Annotated in this window: 16 protein-coding genes; all 16 read right to left on the reverse strand. The window is 70.2% G+C overall.

Translation table 11 applies throughout. From position 1 onward, the window contains the following. Nucleotides 1–246: 246 nt before the first annotated feature. The 16 genes from ACZ3IL_RS01490 to prfA all read right to left on the reverse strand — a co-directional run bounded on the left by ACZ3IL_RS01490 (nt 247) and on the right by prfA (nt 15069). A complete protein-coding gene (locus tag ACZ3IL_RS01490) occupies nt 247–693 on the reverse strand; it encodes a DUF2550 domain-containing protein (RefSeq protein WP_030218852.1) in 447 nt (148 codons plus the stop codon). A gap of 142 nt (nt 694–835) precedes the next feature. Beyond that, nucleotides 836–1210 (reverse strand): F0F1 ATP synthase subunit epsilon, encoded by a 375-nt coding sequence (locus ACZ3IL_RS01495; protein WP_388688987.1) that lies wholly within the window; start codon nt 1208–1210, stop codon nt 836–838. A gap of 110 nt (nt 1211–1320) precedes the next feature. Then, nucleotides 1321–2763, reverse strand: coding sequence for a F0F1 ATP synthase subunit beta (gene atpD / locus ACZ3IL_RS01500; RefSeq protein ID WP_467385540.1), 1443 nt, complete (start codon nt 2761–2763; stop codon nt 1321–1323). Further along, nucleotides 2763–3680 (reverse strand): F0F1 ATP synthase subunit gamma, encoded by a 918-nt coding sequence (locus ACZ3IL_RS01505; RefSeq protein ID WP_388688984.1) that lies wholly within the window; start codon nt 3678–3680, stop codon nt 2763–2765. Before ACZ3IL_RS01505 ends, atpD begins: the two co-directional genes overlap by 1 nt. Before the next feature lie 20 nt (nt 3681–3700). After that, the gene (gene atpA / locus ACZ3IL_RS01510) at nt 3701–5299 is read right to left on the reverse strand and encodes a F0F1 ATP synthase subunit alpha (protein ID WP_388688982.1); all 1599 of its coding nucleotides are present in this window, start codon (nt 5297–5299) and stop codon (nt 3701–3703) included. Between the two features lie 138 nt (nt 5300–5437). Next, nucleotides 5438–6253: a F0F1 ATP synthase subunit delta gene (locus ACZ3IL_RS01515; protein ID WP_467385541.1), complete on the reverse strand. Its 816-nt coding sequence runs from the start codon at nt 6251–6253 to the stop codon at nt 5438–5440. Next, nucleotides 6250–6795: a F0F1 ATP synthase subunit B gene (locus ACZ3IL_RS01520; RefSeq protein ID WP_467385542.1), complete on the reverse strand. Its 546-nt coding sequence runs from the start codon at nt 6793–6795 to the stop codon at nt 6250–6252. The genes ACZ3IL_RS01515 and ACZ3IL_RS01520 overlap by 4 nt, the downstream gene beginning before the upstream one ends. A gap of 41 nt (nt 6796–6836) precedes the next feature. After that, nucleotides 6837–7094 carry an ATP synthase F0 subunit C gene (atpE, locus tag ACZ3IL_RS01525; protein WP_093874070.1) on the reverse strand — a complete coding sequence of 86 codons (258 nt, stop codon included), beginning with the start codon at nt 7092–7094 and terminating at the stop codon, nt 6837–6839. Nucleotides 7095–7185: 91 nt separating this feature from the next. Continuing rightward, a complete protein-coding gene (gene atpB / locus ACZ3IL_RS01530) occupies nt 7186–7995 on the reverse strand; it encodes a F0F1 ATP synthase subunit A (protein ID WP_467385543.1) in 810 nt (269 codons plus the stop codon). Nucleotides 7996–8217: 222 nt separating this feature from the next. Beyond that, nucleotides 8218–8631, reverse strand: a complete 414-nt coding sequence (locus ACZ3IL_RS01535; protein ID WP_467385544.1) for a hypothetical protein — start codon at nt 8629–8631, stop codon at nt 8218–8220. Between the two features lie 262 nt (nt 8632–8893). Next, the gene (locus ACZ3IL_RS01540) at nt 8894–10213 is read right to left on the reverse strand and encodes an MraY family glycosyltransferase (RefSeq protein ID WP_467385545.1); all 1320 of its coding nucleotides are present in this window, start codon (nt 10211–10213) and stop codon (nt 8894–8896) included. A gap of 107 nt (nt 10214–10320) precedes the next feature. Continuing rightward, nucleotides 10321–11568: a serine hydroxymethyltransferase gene (locus ACZ3IL_RS01545; RefSeq protein WP_467385546.1), complete on the reverse strand. Its 1248-nt coding sequence runs from the start codon at nt 11566–11568 to the stop codon at nt 10321–10323. A 114-nt stretch (nt 11569–11682) separates the two neighbouring features. After that, nucleotides 11683–12330 (reverse strand): arsenate reductase/protein-tyrosine-phosphatase family protein, encoded by a 648-nt coding sequence (locus ACZ3IL_RS01550; RefSeq protein WP_467385547.1) that lies wholly within the window; start codon nt 12328–12330, stop codon nt 11683–11685. Then, nucleotides 12327–12974 carry an L-threonylcarbamoyladenylate synthase gene (locus ACZ3IL_RS01555; protein WP_467385548.1) on the reverse strand — a complete coding sequence of 216 codons (648 nt, stop codon included), beginning with the start codon at nt 12972–12974 and terminating at the stop codon, nt 12327–12329. The genes ACZ3IL_RS01550 and ACZ3IL_RS01555 overlap by 4 nt, the downstream gene beginning before the upstream one ends. 100 nt (nt 12975–13074) lie before the next feature. Beyond that, nucleotides 13075–13956 carry a peptide chain release factor N(5)-glutamine methyltransferase gene (gene prmC / locus ACZ3IL_RS01560; protein ID WP_467385549.1) on the reverse strand — a complete coding sequence of 294 codons (882 nt, stop codon included), beginning with the start codon at nt 13954–13956 and terminating at the stop codon, nt 13075–13077. A 36-nt stretch (nt 13957–13992) separates the two neighbouring features. Beyond that, nucleotides 13993–15069 (reverse strand): peptide chain release factor 1, encoded by a 1077-nt coding sequence (prfA, locus tag ACZ3IL_RS01565; protein ID WP_467385550.1) that lies wholly within the window; start codon nt 15067–15069, stop codon nt 13993–13995. Nucleotides 15070–15117 lie beyond the last annotated feature (48 nt).

Here is a 15117-nt window from a genome sequence, read left to right on the forward strand (position 1 = left end):
GGCGGGGTTTTTTTCGGGGTGTCGCGGGGTGACCCCCCCACCGGCGCGCTGGGGGGCGCGAACAACCGCGGCCGGGGCGCCCCCCCCCCCCGGGGGGGGGGGGGGGGGGCGGGCCCCCCCCGCCGCCCCCCGCCTCCGTCCTGTCCCGCGCGGTACCCGCCCTCCCGCCCGGCGGGCGGGGAACTCGCGCGACGTTCACCCTCCCCGGGCTCCGTCCGGGGCGCCCCCGTCCGGCGGGCGGGGACGTCAGGCGACGTTCACCCGCTGGCCGGGCGGCGCCGCCTCCAGCCAGGCCATGAAGCCCGTCCGGGCGTCCTCGCTCATCGCGAGCTCCAGGCGGACGCCCTCGTACATGCAGGGCTGGATCACCGCGTCCGAGAGCAGCGCCAGCTCCTCCTCGCCCTCCGGCATCCGGCGCTCCAGGGCCACGATGGAGGAGCGCTCCAGGACCCGGCGCGGCCGGGGCGCGTACGAGAAGACGCGGAACCAGGCGATCTCGTCACCGCTGTAGCGGGCGACGCCGTACACCCAGCCCTTGCCGGCCGGGTCCGGTTCGTCGGGGACGTTCCAGCGGAGGGAACAGTCGAAGGTGCCTCCGGCCCGCTGGATCAGTCTCCGGCGCAAACCGAAGACGAAGAGCCCGATCACCACCAGTGCGACGACCAGGCCGCACACGAGCAGAGCGAGGAACATCTTCACCGACCTCCTCGCTGCGTCCCGTAGCCGGACCGGCCGGCAGAACCGAATACCACCTGCATCTGCATCGCCTCAGCCGCGGCACGGTCTGGAAAATTCCAGCCGTGCCGCGGCTGAGGGCACTGCTCCGTGCGGACCGTCAGCGGACCGCTACCGCGCGCAGCCGGACCTCGGCGCGCCGCTCGGCGGCGGCGTCGGAGTCCGTCTTGGCGCGCTCGAGGGCACGCTCGGCGCGCTGGGCGTCGATCTCGTCCGCCAGCTCGCAGACCTCCGCGAGCAGGGACAGCTTGTCGTCGGCGAAGGAGATGAATCCGCCGTGGACGGCGGCGACGACGGTCTCGCCCTCGCTCGTACGGATGGTCACCGGGCCCGACTCCAGCACACCGAGCAGCGGCTGGTGGCCGGGCATGACGCCGATGTCGCCGGAGGTGGTACGCGCGATGACCAGGGTGGCCTCGCCGGACCAGACACTCCGGTCCGCGGCGACCAGCTCGACGTGCAGCTCAGCGGCCAAGGGTGGCTCCTCGGGTCACCACCCGGCGGTCGTGCCGGGTGTTGGGATCAATTCTAGGGGGCGTGGAGAGGGGGCGGGACGCATCCCGCCCCCTCGGGCGAGCACGGGGCTCAGGAGACGCCGAGCTCCTTGGCGTTCTTCTTGAGGTCCTCGAGACCACCACACATGAAGAAGGCCTGCTCCGGGAAGTGGTCGTACTCACCGTCGCAGATCGCGTTGAACGCGGCGATCGACTCGTCGAGCGGAACGTCCGAACCGTCCACACCGGTGAACTGCTTCGCCGCGTGGGTGTTCTGGGACAGGAAGCGCTCGACGCGCCGGGCACGGTGGACGACGAGCTTGTCCTCCTCGCTCAGCTCGTCGATACCGAGGATCGCGATGATGTCCTGGAGGTCCTTGTACTTCTGCAGGATTCCCTTGACGCGCGTGGCGGCGTCGTAGTGGTCCTGCGCGATGTAGCGCGGGTCCAGGATGCGGGACGTGGAGTCCAGCGGGTCCACGGCCGGGTAGATGCCCTTCTCGGAGATCGGACGGGAGAGAACCGTCGTCGCGTCGAGGTGGGCGAAGGTGGTCGCCGGCGCCGGGTCGGTGAGGTCGTCGGCGGGGACGTAGATCGCCTGCATCGAGGTGATCGAGTGACCGCGGGTCGAGGTGATGCGCTCCTGGAGGAGACCCATCTCGTCGGCCAGGTTCGGCTGGTAACCCACCGCGGAGGGCATGCGGCCGAGCAGGGTCGACACCTCGGAACCGGCCTGGGTGAAGCGGAAGATGTTGTCGATGAAGAACAGCACGTCCTGCTTCTGCACATCGCGGAAGTACTCCGCCATGGTCAGACCGGCGAGGGCCACGCGCAGACGGGTGCCCGGGGGCTCGTCCATCTGGCCGAAGACCAGCGCGGTCTTGTCGAGAACGCCGGCCTCCTCCATCTCCACCATGAGGTCGTTGCCCTCACGGGTGCGCTCGCCGACGCCCGCGAAGACCGACACGCCGTCGTGCAGCTTGGCCACACGGACGATCATCTCCTGGATCAGAACGGTCTTGCCGACACCGGCACCACCGAACAGACCGATCTTTCCACCCTTGACGTACGGGGTGAGGAGGTCGACGACCTTCAGGCCGGTCTCGAACATCTCGGTCTTGGACTCGAGCTGGTCGAAGGCCGGGGCCTTGCGGTGGATCGTCCAGCGCGGCGCGTCGGCCACGGTGGACTCGTCGGCGTTCAGCACCTGGCCCAGCGTGTTGAACACGCGGCCCTTGGTGGCGTCGCCGACCGGGACGGTGATGCCCGTGCCCGTGTCGGTCACCGGGGCCTGGCGGACCAGACCGTCGGTGGGCTGCATGGAGATGGTGCGGACGACGCCGTCACCGAGGTGCTGGGCGACCTCGAGGGTCAGCGTCTTGGTCGCGCCCGCCTCGGCCGGGTCCGGAACCTCGACGTGCAGCGCGTTGTAGATCTCCGGCATCGCGTCGACGGGGAACTCCACGTCGACGACCGGGCCGATGACCCGGGCGACGCGGCCCGTGGCGGCGGCCGTCTCAACAGTGGTCGTCATTACTTGTCACTCCCCGCGGTCGCGTCGGCCAGGGCTGCCGAGCCGCCGACGATCTCGCTGATTTCCTGGGTGATTTCGGCCTGGCGGGCCGCGTTGGCAAGTCGGGAGAGGTTGTTGATCAAGTCTCCCGCGTTGTCGGTCGCCGACTTCATCGCGCGGCGCGTGGCGGCGTGCTTGGAGGCGGCCGACTGGAGCAGCGCGTTGTAGATCCGGCTCTCGACGTACCGGGGCAGCAGGGCGTCGAGGACGTCCTCCGCCGACGGCTCGAAGTCGTACAGCGGACGGAGCGTGTCCGGCTCGCCCGCCTCCTTCGCCACCTCGTCGAGGCTGAGGGGCAGCAGCCGGGCCTCGACCGCCGTCTGCGTCATCATCGAGACGAACTCGGTGTAGACGATGTGGAGCTCGTCCACGCCGCCCTCCGCCGTGTCCTTCTCGATCGCCTCGATCAGCGGAGCCGCGACCGTCTTGGCGTCGCCGTACGTCGGCTGGTCCGTGAACCCGGTCCACGTGCCGGCCAGCTTCCGCTCACGGAAGTTGTAGTGCGCGATGCCGCGACGGCCGACGACGTAGACGACGACCTCGCGGCCCTCGCCCTCCAGCTTCGCCGTCAGCTTCTCCGCCGCCTTGATGGCGTTGGAGTTGAAGGCACCGGCCAGACCGCGGTCGCTCGAAAGGAGCAGGACCGCGGCACGGACCGGGTTCTCCGCCTCGGTGGTCAGCGGGTGCTTGTCATTGGCACCCGTGGCCACCGCGGTGACCGCGCGCGTCAGCTCGGTCGCGTACGGAGTCGACGCCTGCACCTTGCGCTGCGCCTTGACGACACGCGAGGCGGCGATCATCTCCATCGCCTTGGTGATCTTCTTCGTCGCGGTGACGGATTTGATGCGACGCTTGTAGACCCGGAGCTGCGCTCCCATGAGTCAGGTCCCTTCCGTCGTCACTTCGAGACGTTGACGGCGGCAGGAGCGTCCTCGCCCAGCAGCTTGCCGTCAGAGGTCTCGAACTGCTTCTTGAACTCCGCGATGGCGTCGCCCACGGCCTGCAGGGTGTCGTCCGACATCTTGCCGCCCTCACGGATGGAGGTCATGAGGCCCGAGTGGTTCTGGCGCAGGTACGCCAGGAGCTCGGCCTCGAAGCGGCGGATGTCGACGACCGGGACGTCGTCCATCTTGCCGGTGGTGCCGGCCCAGACGGAGACGACCTGGTTCTCGGTGGGCATCGGCTGGTACTGCGGCTGCTTGAGCAGCTCGACCATGCGCTGTCCACGCTCCAGCTGCGCCTTGGAGGCCGCGTCCAGGTCCGAACCGAAGGCGGCGAACGCCTCCAGCTCACGGAACTGGGCGAGGTCCACGCGGAGGCGGCCGGAGATCTGCTTCATCGCCTTGTGCTGGGCGGAGCCACCGACGCGGGAGACCGAGATGCCGACGTTCAGGGCCGGGCGCTGGCCGGCGTTGAACAGGTCGGACTCCAGGAAGCACTGGCCGTCGGTGATGGAGATGACGTTGGTCGGGATGAACGCCGACACGTCGTTCGCCTTGGTCTCGACGATCGGCAGACCGGTCATCGAACCGGCACCCAGCTCGTCCGAGAGCTTCGCGCAGCGCTCCAGGAGACGCGAGTGCAGGTAGAAGACGTCGCCCGGGTAGGCCTCACGGCCCGGCGGACGGCGCAGCAGCAGCGACACGGCGCGGTAGGCGTCGGCCTGCTTCGACAGGTCGTCGAAGACGATCAGGACGTGCTTGCCCTGGTACATCCAGTGCTGACCGATGGCGGAGCCGGTGTACGGCGCCAGGTACTTGAAGCCGGCCGGGTCGGACGCCGGGGCGGCGACGATCGTCGTGTACTCGAGCGCGCCGGCCTCTTCCAGGGCGCCGCGGACGGACGCGATGGTCGAGCCCTTCTGGCCGACGGCGACGTAGATGCAGCGGACCTGCTTGTTCACGTCGCCCGAGCGCCAGTTGTCGCGCTGGTTGATGATCGTGTCGATGCACAGCGCGGTCTTGCCGGTCTGGCGGTCACCGATGATCAGCTGGCGCTGACCCCGGCCGACCGGCGTCATGGCGTCGACGGCCTTGTAGCCCGTCTCCATCGGCTCGTGCACGGACTTGCGGGCCATGACGCCCGGGGCCTGCAGCTCGAGGGCGCGGCGGCCCTCGGTCGCGATCTCGCCGAGACCGTCGATCGGGTTGCCGAGCGGGTCGACGACGCGACCCAGGTAACCCTCGCCGACACCGACCGAGAGGACCTCGCCGGTGCGCTGCACCGACTGTCCCTCCTCGATGCCGTTGAACTCGCCGAGGACGATCGCACCGATCTCGCGCTCTTCGAGGTTCAGCGCGAGACCGAGGGTGCCGTCCTCGAACTTCAGCAGCTCGTTCGCCATGGCCGAGGGAAGACCCTCGACCTTCGCGATGCCGTCGCCGGCCAGGCTGACCGTGCCGACCTCCTCGCGCGAGGCCGCGTCCGGCTGGTACGACTGGACGAAGTTCTCCAGTGCGTCCCGGATCTCCTCCGGCCGGATCGTGAGCTCCGCCATCTGGGTTCCCTGCTCTCCTTGTTGGGCCCGAAGTTTCTTAAGGGGTCTGGGGGCCGACCCCCAGGAATCTTCTGCAATCTCTGCACGGCCCAACCGGGCCGCTGGTGATGCTGTGATGCTTTTCTGCTGTGGTGGCCGTCAGCCGGCCAGTCGACGGGTCGCCTCGTCGAGGCGCTCCGCGATGGTGCCGTTGATGACCTCGTCGCCGACCCGCACCGTGATCCCGCCGAGGACCGCGGGGTCCACGTCCAGGTTCAGGTGCATCTCGCGGCCGTACAGCTTGGCCAGTACGGCACCGAGGCGCTGCTTCTGCCCGTCCGACAGCGGCACCGCCGAGGTGACGACGGCGACCATCCGGTCCCGGCGCGCCGCGGCGAGCCTGGACAGGGAGTCGAGTCCCGCTTCCAGGCTACGTCCCCGGGGCTGGGTCACCAGACGGACGACCAGGCGCTCGGTGGTCGCGTGGGCCTTGCCGCCGAGCAGGCTGCGGAGCAGCGCGCCCTTGGCGGAGGCCGTGGCGGCCTTGTCCGTCAGCGCCGAGCGGAGCTCGGTGCTGGAGGACACGATCCGGCCGAAGCGGAACAGCTCGTCCTCGACGTCGTCCAGCGTGCCCGCCTTCTGCGCCGCGGTGAGGTCGGCGGTGTTCGCCAGCTCCTCGGTCGCGTCGACCAGGTCGCGCGAACCGGACCAGCGGGAACGGACCATGCCCGAAACCAGGTCGACGGTCTCGCCGCCCACCTGACCGCGCAGGAGTCGCTGCGCGAGTTCGGCCTTGGCCTCACCCGGCTGGGCGGGGTCGGTCAGGACCCGGCGCAGCGACACCTCACGGTCGAACAGCGCGGTGACGGAGGCGAGCTCGTCCGCGAGCTTCGTCGCGTCGGCCGACGTGTTGTCGGTCAGCGCGTCGAGGGACTCGCGTGCGGCTGCCAGTGCTTCACGGCTCGCTCCGTTCATCGGACGGCCTCGGCCTTCTCCTCGAGCTGGTCGAGGAAACGGTCGATCGTGCGGCTCTGGCGAGCGCTGTCCTGGAGGGACTCGCCGACCAGCTTGCCGGCCAGGTCCGTGGCGAGCTTGCCCACGTCCTGACGCAGCGACGCGGCCGCGGCCTTGCGGTCGGCCTCGATCTGCGTGTGGCCGGCCGCGATGATCTCCTCGCGCTGGCGCTGGCCTTCCGCCTTCATCTCCTGGATGATCGCGGCGCCCTGCTCCGTCGCCTCCTGGCGAAGACGCGCGGCCTCGTGGCGGGCCTCGGCGAGCTGGGCCTTGTACTGCTCCAGCACACTCTGAGCCTCGATCTGGGCCGACTCGGCCTTCTCGATGCCACCCTCGATGGCCTCGCGGCGCTCTTCCAGAACCTTGTTGATGTTCGGGATGAGCTTCTTGGCGAGGAAGCCGAAGACGATGACGAAGGCGATCAGGCCGATGACGAGCTCGTCAAGATGCGGGATCAGAGGAGGCTGGGGCTCCTCCGCCGCCGCAAGAAGCAGAGCGTTCACATCAGTGCCTTCCGTAAAAAGAATCGGGCTGTCGGTCCGGCTTACTGGTAGACGAAGCCCATGACGATGCCGATGAGCGCGAGCGCCTCACAGAAGGCGAAGCCCATGATCTGGTTGGTGCGGATCAGACCGGCGGCCTCGGGCTGGCGGGCGAGGGCCTGCGTGCCGTTGCCGAAGATGATGCCGACGCCGACGCCGGGGCCGATCGCGGCGAGGCCGTAACCGATCGAGGCGACGTTGCCGACGACGTTCTCCTTGGCGCCGGCGGCGAGGTTGACCATGTCGAGAGCAGCGGACATGCCGTTACTTCCTTCTCTTTCAATGACCCGGTGGGGGTTGGCCACCGGACGACTGTTGGCTTGGGTGGGGAGCAGCCGGTACGGGCGGGGCTCAGTGGTGCTCGGAGAGCGCGCCCTGGACGTAGCTGCAGGCCAGGAGGACGAAGACGTACGCCTGGACGGCCTGGATGAAGAGCTCGAACGCGGTCATCACGAGGACCATCACGAACGAGGCGCCGGCGTAGACGAAGCCCAGGCCGTTCATGAGGTACCAGGTGGCCAGCGAGAACATCACGATGAGCAGGTGACCGGCGAACATGTTCGCGAACAGTCGGACCGCGTGCGTGAAGGGCCGGATGAGGAGGTTCGAGAAGAACTCGAGGACGACGACCATCGGGAGGATCGCGCCGAGGGACTTGTCGTAGCCGACGATGTTCTTCCAGCCGCCCACGAAGCCGTGCTTCTTGAAGGTGAGCGAGATCCACATGACGTACACGATCAGCGCGAGACCGGCCGGGAAGGCGATCAGCGAGGTGACCGGGAACTGGGCGAGCGGAATGATCGACCAGAGGTTCATGATCCAGACGAAGAAGAACAGCGACACCATGAAGGGGACGTACTTCTCGCCGTCCTTCTTGCCGATGATCTCGTAGACGATGCCGCGGCGCACGAAGTCGTAACCGGCCTCGCCGACCATCTGCATCTTGCCGGGGATCAGCTTGGGCTTGTTGAAGGCGGCCCAGAAGAACCCGACGACCACGATGGAGCCGAGGACGGCGAGCAGCATCGGCTTGGTGATCTCGATGCCGGCCACCGTGGCGATGGGCTCGTACATGAACGTGTGCAGGCCCGGCGCCGGGAAGCCACATCCACTGAAGATGTGGCAATCCGGGTCGAAGGCAAGCGTCTGGTCAGCACTCACCGCGGGCTCCTTCAGCGTGGCGCATAGGTACGGCAACCTCGTTGTGTCGGCGCGGCACGCGGCCGCGGGTCGGCACTGGACTGGTCTTACGGATAAGGGGGCGGCGGTTCGGCGTCGAGCCTCGCGCTGGGACAGGCGTTTCGGTTGCCCGCGTCCGCAGTGCCGCAGTTGGCACCGGACGATAGCAGGAAGCCGGGCACGGCTTTATCCCGGCCCTACCCTTCACGACGTGGACCCCTTGTTTCCGGGGTCGATGTACGCGATCTTCGCCTTCATGTAGGCACGGGCCTGTGCGGCGACCCACACGATGGTCGTCGCAAGGAGCGTGAAGGCGAAGGCCTTGAAGTGGAACAGCGTCGTGTTCTTGAGCAGGGCGAGGAAGACGAAGAGCACCAGCAGCTGGGCCGTGTAGAGCAGCAGCCCCATGGCCTGGAAGAGGTGCGGCAGCGACTTCGCCGTCCGCTGGAGGACCACCTGCCCGATCCCCATGAACAGCAGGACGACCAGGGTGCCGACGGCTCCGCCGAGCGCGCCCTTGCCACCGGCGACCACCCCGCTGACGACCGTGGCGACGACGCCGACGGCTGCGGTGGGTACAACGGTGTGCAGGAGGATGCGTGCGTCGTTGGACGGCATGGCGGTGTCTCCGCTTGCTGGAGGGGGCGGTGGTGTCGTCGTGGACGAGCGTAATCCCGGTCCGAGGTGGGTCTCGGGGCCAACGGACCGTCGCACTACGGTCTTTCGGCACTGTCGCCGGGTCTCGTGAACCGTATCACAAACTATTTGAATAGGTCTTTACCCATAAGGTGTGCCAACAGTCACACATGAGAGTTACTTCGCGCGTGTGTGCGCGACGCGAAGGCGGCTTGTCTGGTATTGACCGCCCTCGCGGCTTACGTCAACTCGGCGTTCCGGCCTTCCGCCTGTCGGTGAAGCGGGCGCGGTTGCCGATGGCGGTGGAGCCGTGGAGCCCTGCGGGCACCGGAATCCGCTCCTCCTCGATCGCGGCCGGCTCCGGCCCGGTCCCCTCCGCGGCGACGGGGGCGGGCTTGCGGCGCCGGTAGCGGGGCGGCACCACCGACTGCGCCCAGCGGGGCGCGCGGGGCGTGAACCGCGGCATCAGGAGCAGCACCAGACCGATCGCGCTGAGCGCGACCACCCCGAGGACGATCCACATCGAGGTCGAGTGGACCGAGTACGCCAGCGTCCCGAAGGCGATCAGCGCCGACCAGAAGTACATGATCAGCACCGCGCGGCTGTGCGAGTGCCCGATCTCCAGGAGCCGGTGGTGCAGGTGCCCCCGGTCCGCCGCGAACGGCGACTGGCCCTTCCACGTACGGCGCACGATCGCCAGGAACAGGTCCGCCATGGGGATCGCGATGATCGTCAGCGGCAGCAGGAGCGGGATGAAGACGGGCAGGGCGGCGTGCGTCGCCTCGCGGGTCGAGCCCTCGAAGATCTTCAGCACGTCGGGGTCGACCTGGCCGGTGATCGAGATGGCGGAGGCCGCCAGGATCAGGCCGATCAGCATCGAGCCGGAGTCGCCCATGAAGATCCGCGCCGGGTGCATGTTGTGCGGCAGGAAGCCCAGGCACATGCCCATGAGGATGGCGGTGAAGAGCGTCGCGGGGGCGGCGGCCTCGATCGTGTAGCCGTACCAGAGGCGGTACGCGTACAGGAAGAAGGCCGTGGCGGCGATGCAGACCATGCCGGCGGCGAGGCCGTCGAGGCCGTCGACGAAGTTCACGGCGTTGATGGTGAGGACCACGAGGGCGACCGTGAGGAGCGTGCCCTGCCAGGGCGTCAGGGAGACGACGCCGACGCCGGGGATCGGCAGCCACAGGATCGTCAGGCCCTGCGCGACCATCACGCCGGCCGAGATCATCTGCGCGCCCAGCTTGATGAGCGCGTCCAGCTCGAACTTGTCGTCCAGGACGCCGATCAGCCAGATCAGGGCGGCGCCGGAGAGCAGGGCGCGGGGCTCGTTGGACAGATCGAAGACGCTGCCCAGGTTCTGCAGGTGCGCGGCGACGAGCAGCCCGGCGCACAGCCCGAAGAACATGGCGATGCCACCGAGCCGCGGAGTCGGTTCTCGGTGCACGTCGCGGGCGCGGATCTCCGGCATCGCCCCGGTCGCGATGGCGAACTTCCGCACCGGGCCGGTGAGGAGGTAGGTCACCGCCGCCGTGACACAGAGCGTCAGCAGGTAATCACGCACGGGCTGCCCCACAGGAATCGCTGGCCATCTCAGCCCCACACCCTAGCCGTGCCGTCCATGTGCTGGGAGACACCCCGGTCGCCCGAACGGTTGCGTCCGGCGTCGGGTCAACGGCCGTACGGGGGAAACCGGCCGGTCAGCGCGCGGACCTCCGCCCGCACCCGGGCCGTCCCGGCCGGGTCGTCCCGGAGCGCCGCGGTGAACAGTCCCGCGATCCTCGCCATCTCGGGGGAGCCCATCCCCTGGGTGGTGACGGCGGCGGTGCCGAGCCGGACGCCCCGCCCCCGCCCGTGGGGCAGGGCGCAGGTGTCGAGCACGATCCCGGCGGCGGCGAGCCGGGCGCGGGCGGCGCGGCCGTCGACGCCGAGGGGGGCGGGGTCGGCGGTGACGAGGTGGGTGTCGGTGCCGCCGGTGGTGACCGCGAAGCCCTCGGCGGCGAGCGCGGCGGCGAGGACGCGGGCGTTCCCGGTCACCCGGTGGGCGTACGCGGTGAACGCGGGGGCGGCGGCCTCGCCCAGGGCCACGGCCTTGGCCGCGATCGTGTGCATCTGGGCGCCGCCCTGGGAGAACGGGAACACGGCACGGTCGATCCGGTCCGCCAGCTCCTCCCCGCACAGGATCATCCCGCCGCGCGGGCCGCGCAGGACCTTGTGGGTGGTGGCGCAGACGACGTCGGCGTACGGGACGGGACTGGGCGCCGCTCCCCCGGCGACCAGGCCGATGGTGTGGGCGGCGTCGGCGACGAGGTAGGCGCCGACCTCGTCGGCGATCTCGCGGAAGAGCGCGTGGTCGAGGTGGCGGGGGTAGGAGATGGAGCCGCAGACGATCGCCTTGGGACGGTGGTGGCGGGCGAGGGCGGCGACCTGCTCGTAGTCGACGAGCCCGGTCTCGGCGTCGACGCCGTACGGGACGAAGTCGAACCAGCGGCCGGAGAAGTTGGCGGGCGAACCGTGGGTGAGGTGCCCGCCGTGTTCGAGGCCCATGGCGAGGACCGTGTCACCGGGCCTGAGGAGGGCCGCGTACGCCGCCAGGACGGCCGAGGAGCCGGAGTGCGCCTGGACGTTCGCGTGGCCGGCCCCGAAGAGCGCGGTGGCCCGCCGCACGGCGATCCGCTCGACGGCGTCGGCGTACTCGCAGCCGCCGTGGTACCGGGCGCCGGGATAGCCCTCGGCGTACTTGTTGGCGAGGGACGAGCCGAGGGCGGCGAGGACGGCGGGCGAGGTGAAGTTCTCGGCCGCGATCAGCTGGAGGTCCTCGGCCTGCCGGCGTCCCTCCCCGAGCAGCGCGTCGGCGACCTCGGGGTCCTGCCGGCGCAGGACGTCGAGTGCCTCGTCGGGGGGCGCGGTGACCTGCATGGCTGACTCCGGGCGTGGAGGGGTGTCAGCACCAATGTAGGCACCTCGCGCCGGACGCGCGCGCCGGGAACGGCGCCCGCGCCGGAGCCCGCGGAGACCCCGCGCCGGGCCCCGTCAGTGCCGGGCCGCGACCCCCGTCAGCGCCGTCACCACCGGGTCGAGCGCCTGGTTGATCTCGTCCCCGATCGAACGGAAGAACGTGATCGGGGCGCCGTACGGGTCGTTGACCTCGTCCGCGTCCGGGGACGGGGCCAGGAGCCACCCGCGCAGGGCGGCGGCGGCGCGGACCAGGGCGCGGGCGCGTTCGACCATGCCCTCGTCGCGCGGGTCCGGGAGCGTGGCCGGGTCGATGGCGCGGACCAGGCGGGTGAACTCCTTCAGGGTGAAGGTGCGCAGGCCCGCCGAGTGGCCCATGGAGATGACCTGCGCCCGGTGGTCGCGGGTCGCCGTCAGGACGAGGTCCGCGCGGATGACGTGCTCGTCGAGGAGCTCACGGCCCACGAAGCCGCTGTAGTCCGCGCCGAAGTCGGCGAGGACCAGCTCCGCGTTGGCCTCCATCGGGGCGCCCTCGTGGCCCCAGGTGCCCGCGCTCTCCACGATCAGGCCGCCGCCGAGGGGATCGCCGAGGCGGTCGCTCAGGGCGTGGCGGGTCAGCCGCTCGGTGATCGGCGAGCGGCAGACGTTGCCGGTGCTGACGTGGAGGATGCGGAAGGTGTCGCTGTCGTCGTACCCCGCTATGCCACGCCCCTCAGGGGCCGTCAACTGGCCACCTCGAGGTCGGGTACGACCTTCCGCAGCTCCTCCGCGGAGAGCGCGCCCTGGCGCAGCAGCACCGGCACCGGGCCGGTCACGTCCACGATGGACGAGGGGACGATGCCGGGCGTGGGGCCGCCGTCGAGGTAGACGGAGACGGAGTCGCCGAGCATGTTCTGCGCCGCGTCGCAGTCCTCCGGCGACGGGTGGCCGGTGAGGTTCGCCGAGGAGACGGCCATCGGGCCGACCTCGGTGAGCAGCTCGATCGCGACCGGGTGCAGCGGCATCCGGACGGCGACGGTGCCCCGGGTGTCGCCGAGGTCCCACTGGAGGGACGGCTGGTGCCGGGCGACGAGGGTGAGCGCGCCGGGCCAGAAGGCGTCGACCAGTTCCCAGGCCTGCTCGGAGAAGTCGGTGACGAGGCCGTGGAGGGTGTTCGGGGAGCCGATGAGCACGGGCGTGGGCATGTTGCGGCCGCGTCCCTTGGCCGCGAGGAGGTCCGCCACGGCCTCGCCGCTGAAGGCGTCCGCGCCGATCCCGTACACGGTGTCGGTCGGCAGCACGACCAGTTCGCCCCGGCGGACGGCGGACGCGGCCTCGCGCAGGCCGGTCACGCGGTCGGTCGCCTCGTTGCAGTCGTATCGCCGTGCCATCAGTTCCCGGCCTCCTCGTACGCGTGGTTCGTCGCGGTCGTCACAGTCGTCGCGGTCGCGGCGCTCGTCGCGGAGGCCGCGGTCAGGGCAGTGGTGGCCGTCACGGCGTCGCCTTGCGGGCGGTCGCGAAGCGAGGCCGGTTGTTCAGGTCGGGGTGGTCGGCGGCGTCGGTCCAGCCGGCCTCCTCGTTGAAGATCCACGGCACCTGTCCGCCCTGGGTGTCCGCGTGCTCGATGACGACGAGGCCGCCGGGGCGGAGCAGACGGTGGGCGGTGCGCTCGATGCCGCGGATGGTGTCGAGGCCGTCCTCGCCGGAGAAGAGCGCCATCTCCGGGTCGTGGTCACGGGCCTCGGGCGCCACGTACTCCCACTCGGTGAGCGGGATGTACGGCGGGTTGGAGATGACCAGGTCGACCTGGCCGTCCAGCTCCGGCAGGGCGGTCAGCGCGTCGCCCCGGTGGACGGTGACGCGGGAGCCCTCGGCGTTCTTCCGGGTCCAGACGAGGGCGTCCTCGGACAGTTCGACGGCGTGCACGCGGGAGCGCGGCACCTCCTGCGCCATGGCGAGGGCGATGGCCCCGGAGCCGGTGCACAGGTCCACGATGAGCGGTTCCACGACGTCCATGGCGCGCACGGCGTCTATGGCCCAGCCGACGACCGACTCGGTCTCCGGCCGCGGCACGAAGACGCCGGGCCCCACCTGGAGCTCCAGGTAGCGGAAGAACGCCCGCCCGGTGATGTGCTGGAGCGGTTCGCGGGCCTCGCGGCGGGCGATCGTCTCCCAGTAGCGGGCGTCGAAGTCCGCGTCCTTGACGTTGTGCAGCTCCCCCCGCTTGACGCCGTGCACGAACGCGGCGAGTTCCTCGGCGTCGAAGCGCGGGGAGGGGACGCCGGCGTCGGCCAGCCGCCGGGTGGCCTGGGCCACCTCGGCGAGCAGCAGGCTGCGGGGGCCTGGGGATCGCCCCTCAGAAAGTGACTGCACGCGGGTCCTCCGTGGTGCGGGGTGGGGCTCGGGTCCTTACGCGGCGGCGAGCTTCGCCGCCGAGTCGGCGTCGACGCACGCCTGGATCACCGCGTCCAGTTCGCCGTCGAGCACCTGGTCCAGGTTGTACGCCTTGAAGCCGACGCGGTGGTCCGAGATGCGGTTCTCCGGGAAGTTGTACGTCCGGATCTTCTCGGAGCGGTCGACGGTGCGGACCTGGCTGCGGCGGGCGTCGGCGGCCTCGGCCTCGGCCTTCTCCTGGGCGGCGGCGAGGAGCCGGGAGCGCAGGATGCGCATGGCCTGCTCCTTGTTCTGGAGCTGGCTCTTCTCGTTCTGGCAGGAGGCGACGATGCCGGTCGGCAGGTGGGTGATGCGGACGGCGGAGTCGGTGGTGTTGACCGACTGGCCGCCGGGGCCGGACGAGCGGTAGACGTCGATGCGCAGGTCGTTGGCGTGGACCTCGACCTCGACCTCCTCGGCCTCGGGCGTGACGAGGACGCCGGCGGCGGAGGTGTGGATGCGGCCCTGCGACTCGGTGGCGGGCACGCGCTGGACGCGGTGCACCCCGCCCTCGTACTTGAGCCGGGCCCAGACGCCCTGGCCGGGCTCGGTGGCGCCGTTGCCGCCCTTGGTCTTCACGGCGACCTGGACGTCCTTGTAGCCGCCCAGCTCGGACTCGGTGGCGTCGATGATCTCGGTCTTCCAGCCGACGCGCTCGGCGTACCGCAGGTACATCCGGAGGAGGTCGCCGGCGAAGAGGGCGGACTCGTCGCCGCCCGCGCCCGCCTTGATCTCCAGGATGACGTCCTTGTCGTCGCTGGGGTCGCGCGGGACGAGGAGCAGGCGGAGCTTGTCGGTGAGCTCCTCGCGCCGCTTCTCCAGCTCCTTGACCTCGGCCGCGAAGTCCGGGTCCTCGTGCATCAGCTCGCGGGCGGTCTCGATGTCGTCACCGGTCTGCTTCCAGGAGCGGTAGGCGGCGACGATCGGGGTCAGCTCGGCGTAGCGCTTGTTGAGCTTGCGCGCGTTCGCCTGGTCGGCGTGGACCGACGGGTCCGCGAGCTTCTTCTCGAGATCGGCGTGCTCGCCGACCAGTTCCTCGACCGCCTCGAACATCGGGGGCTCCTGGGTTTTCGTGGGTTGCTACGGGACGGCAAAGCGCCG

The organism is Streptomyces sp. NPDC014907 (assembly GCF_055562975.1).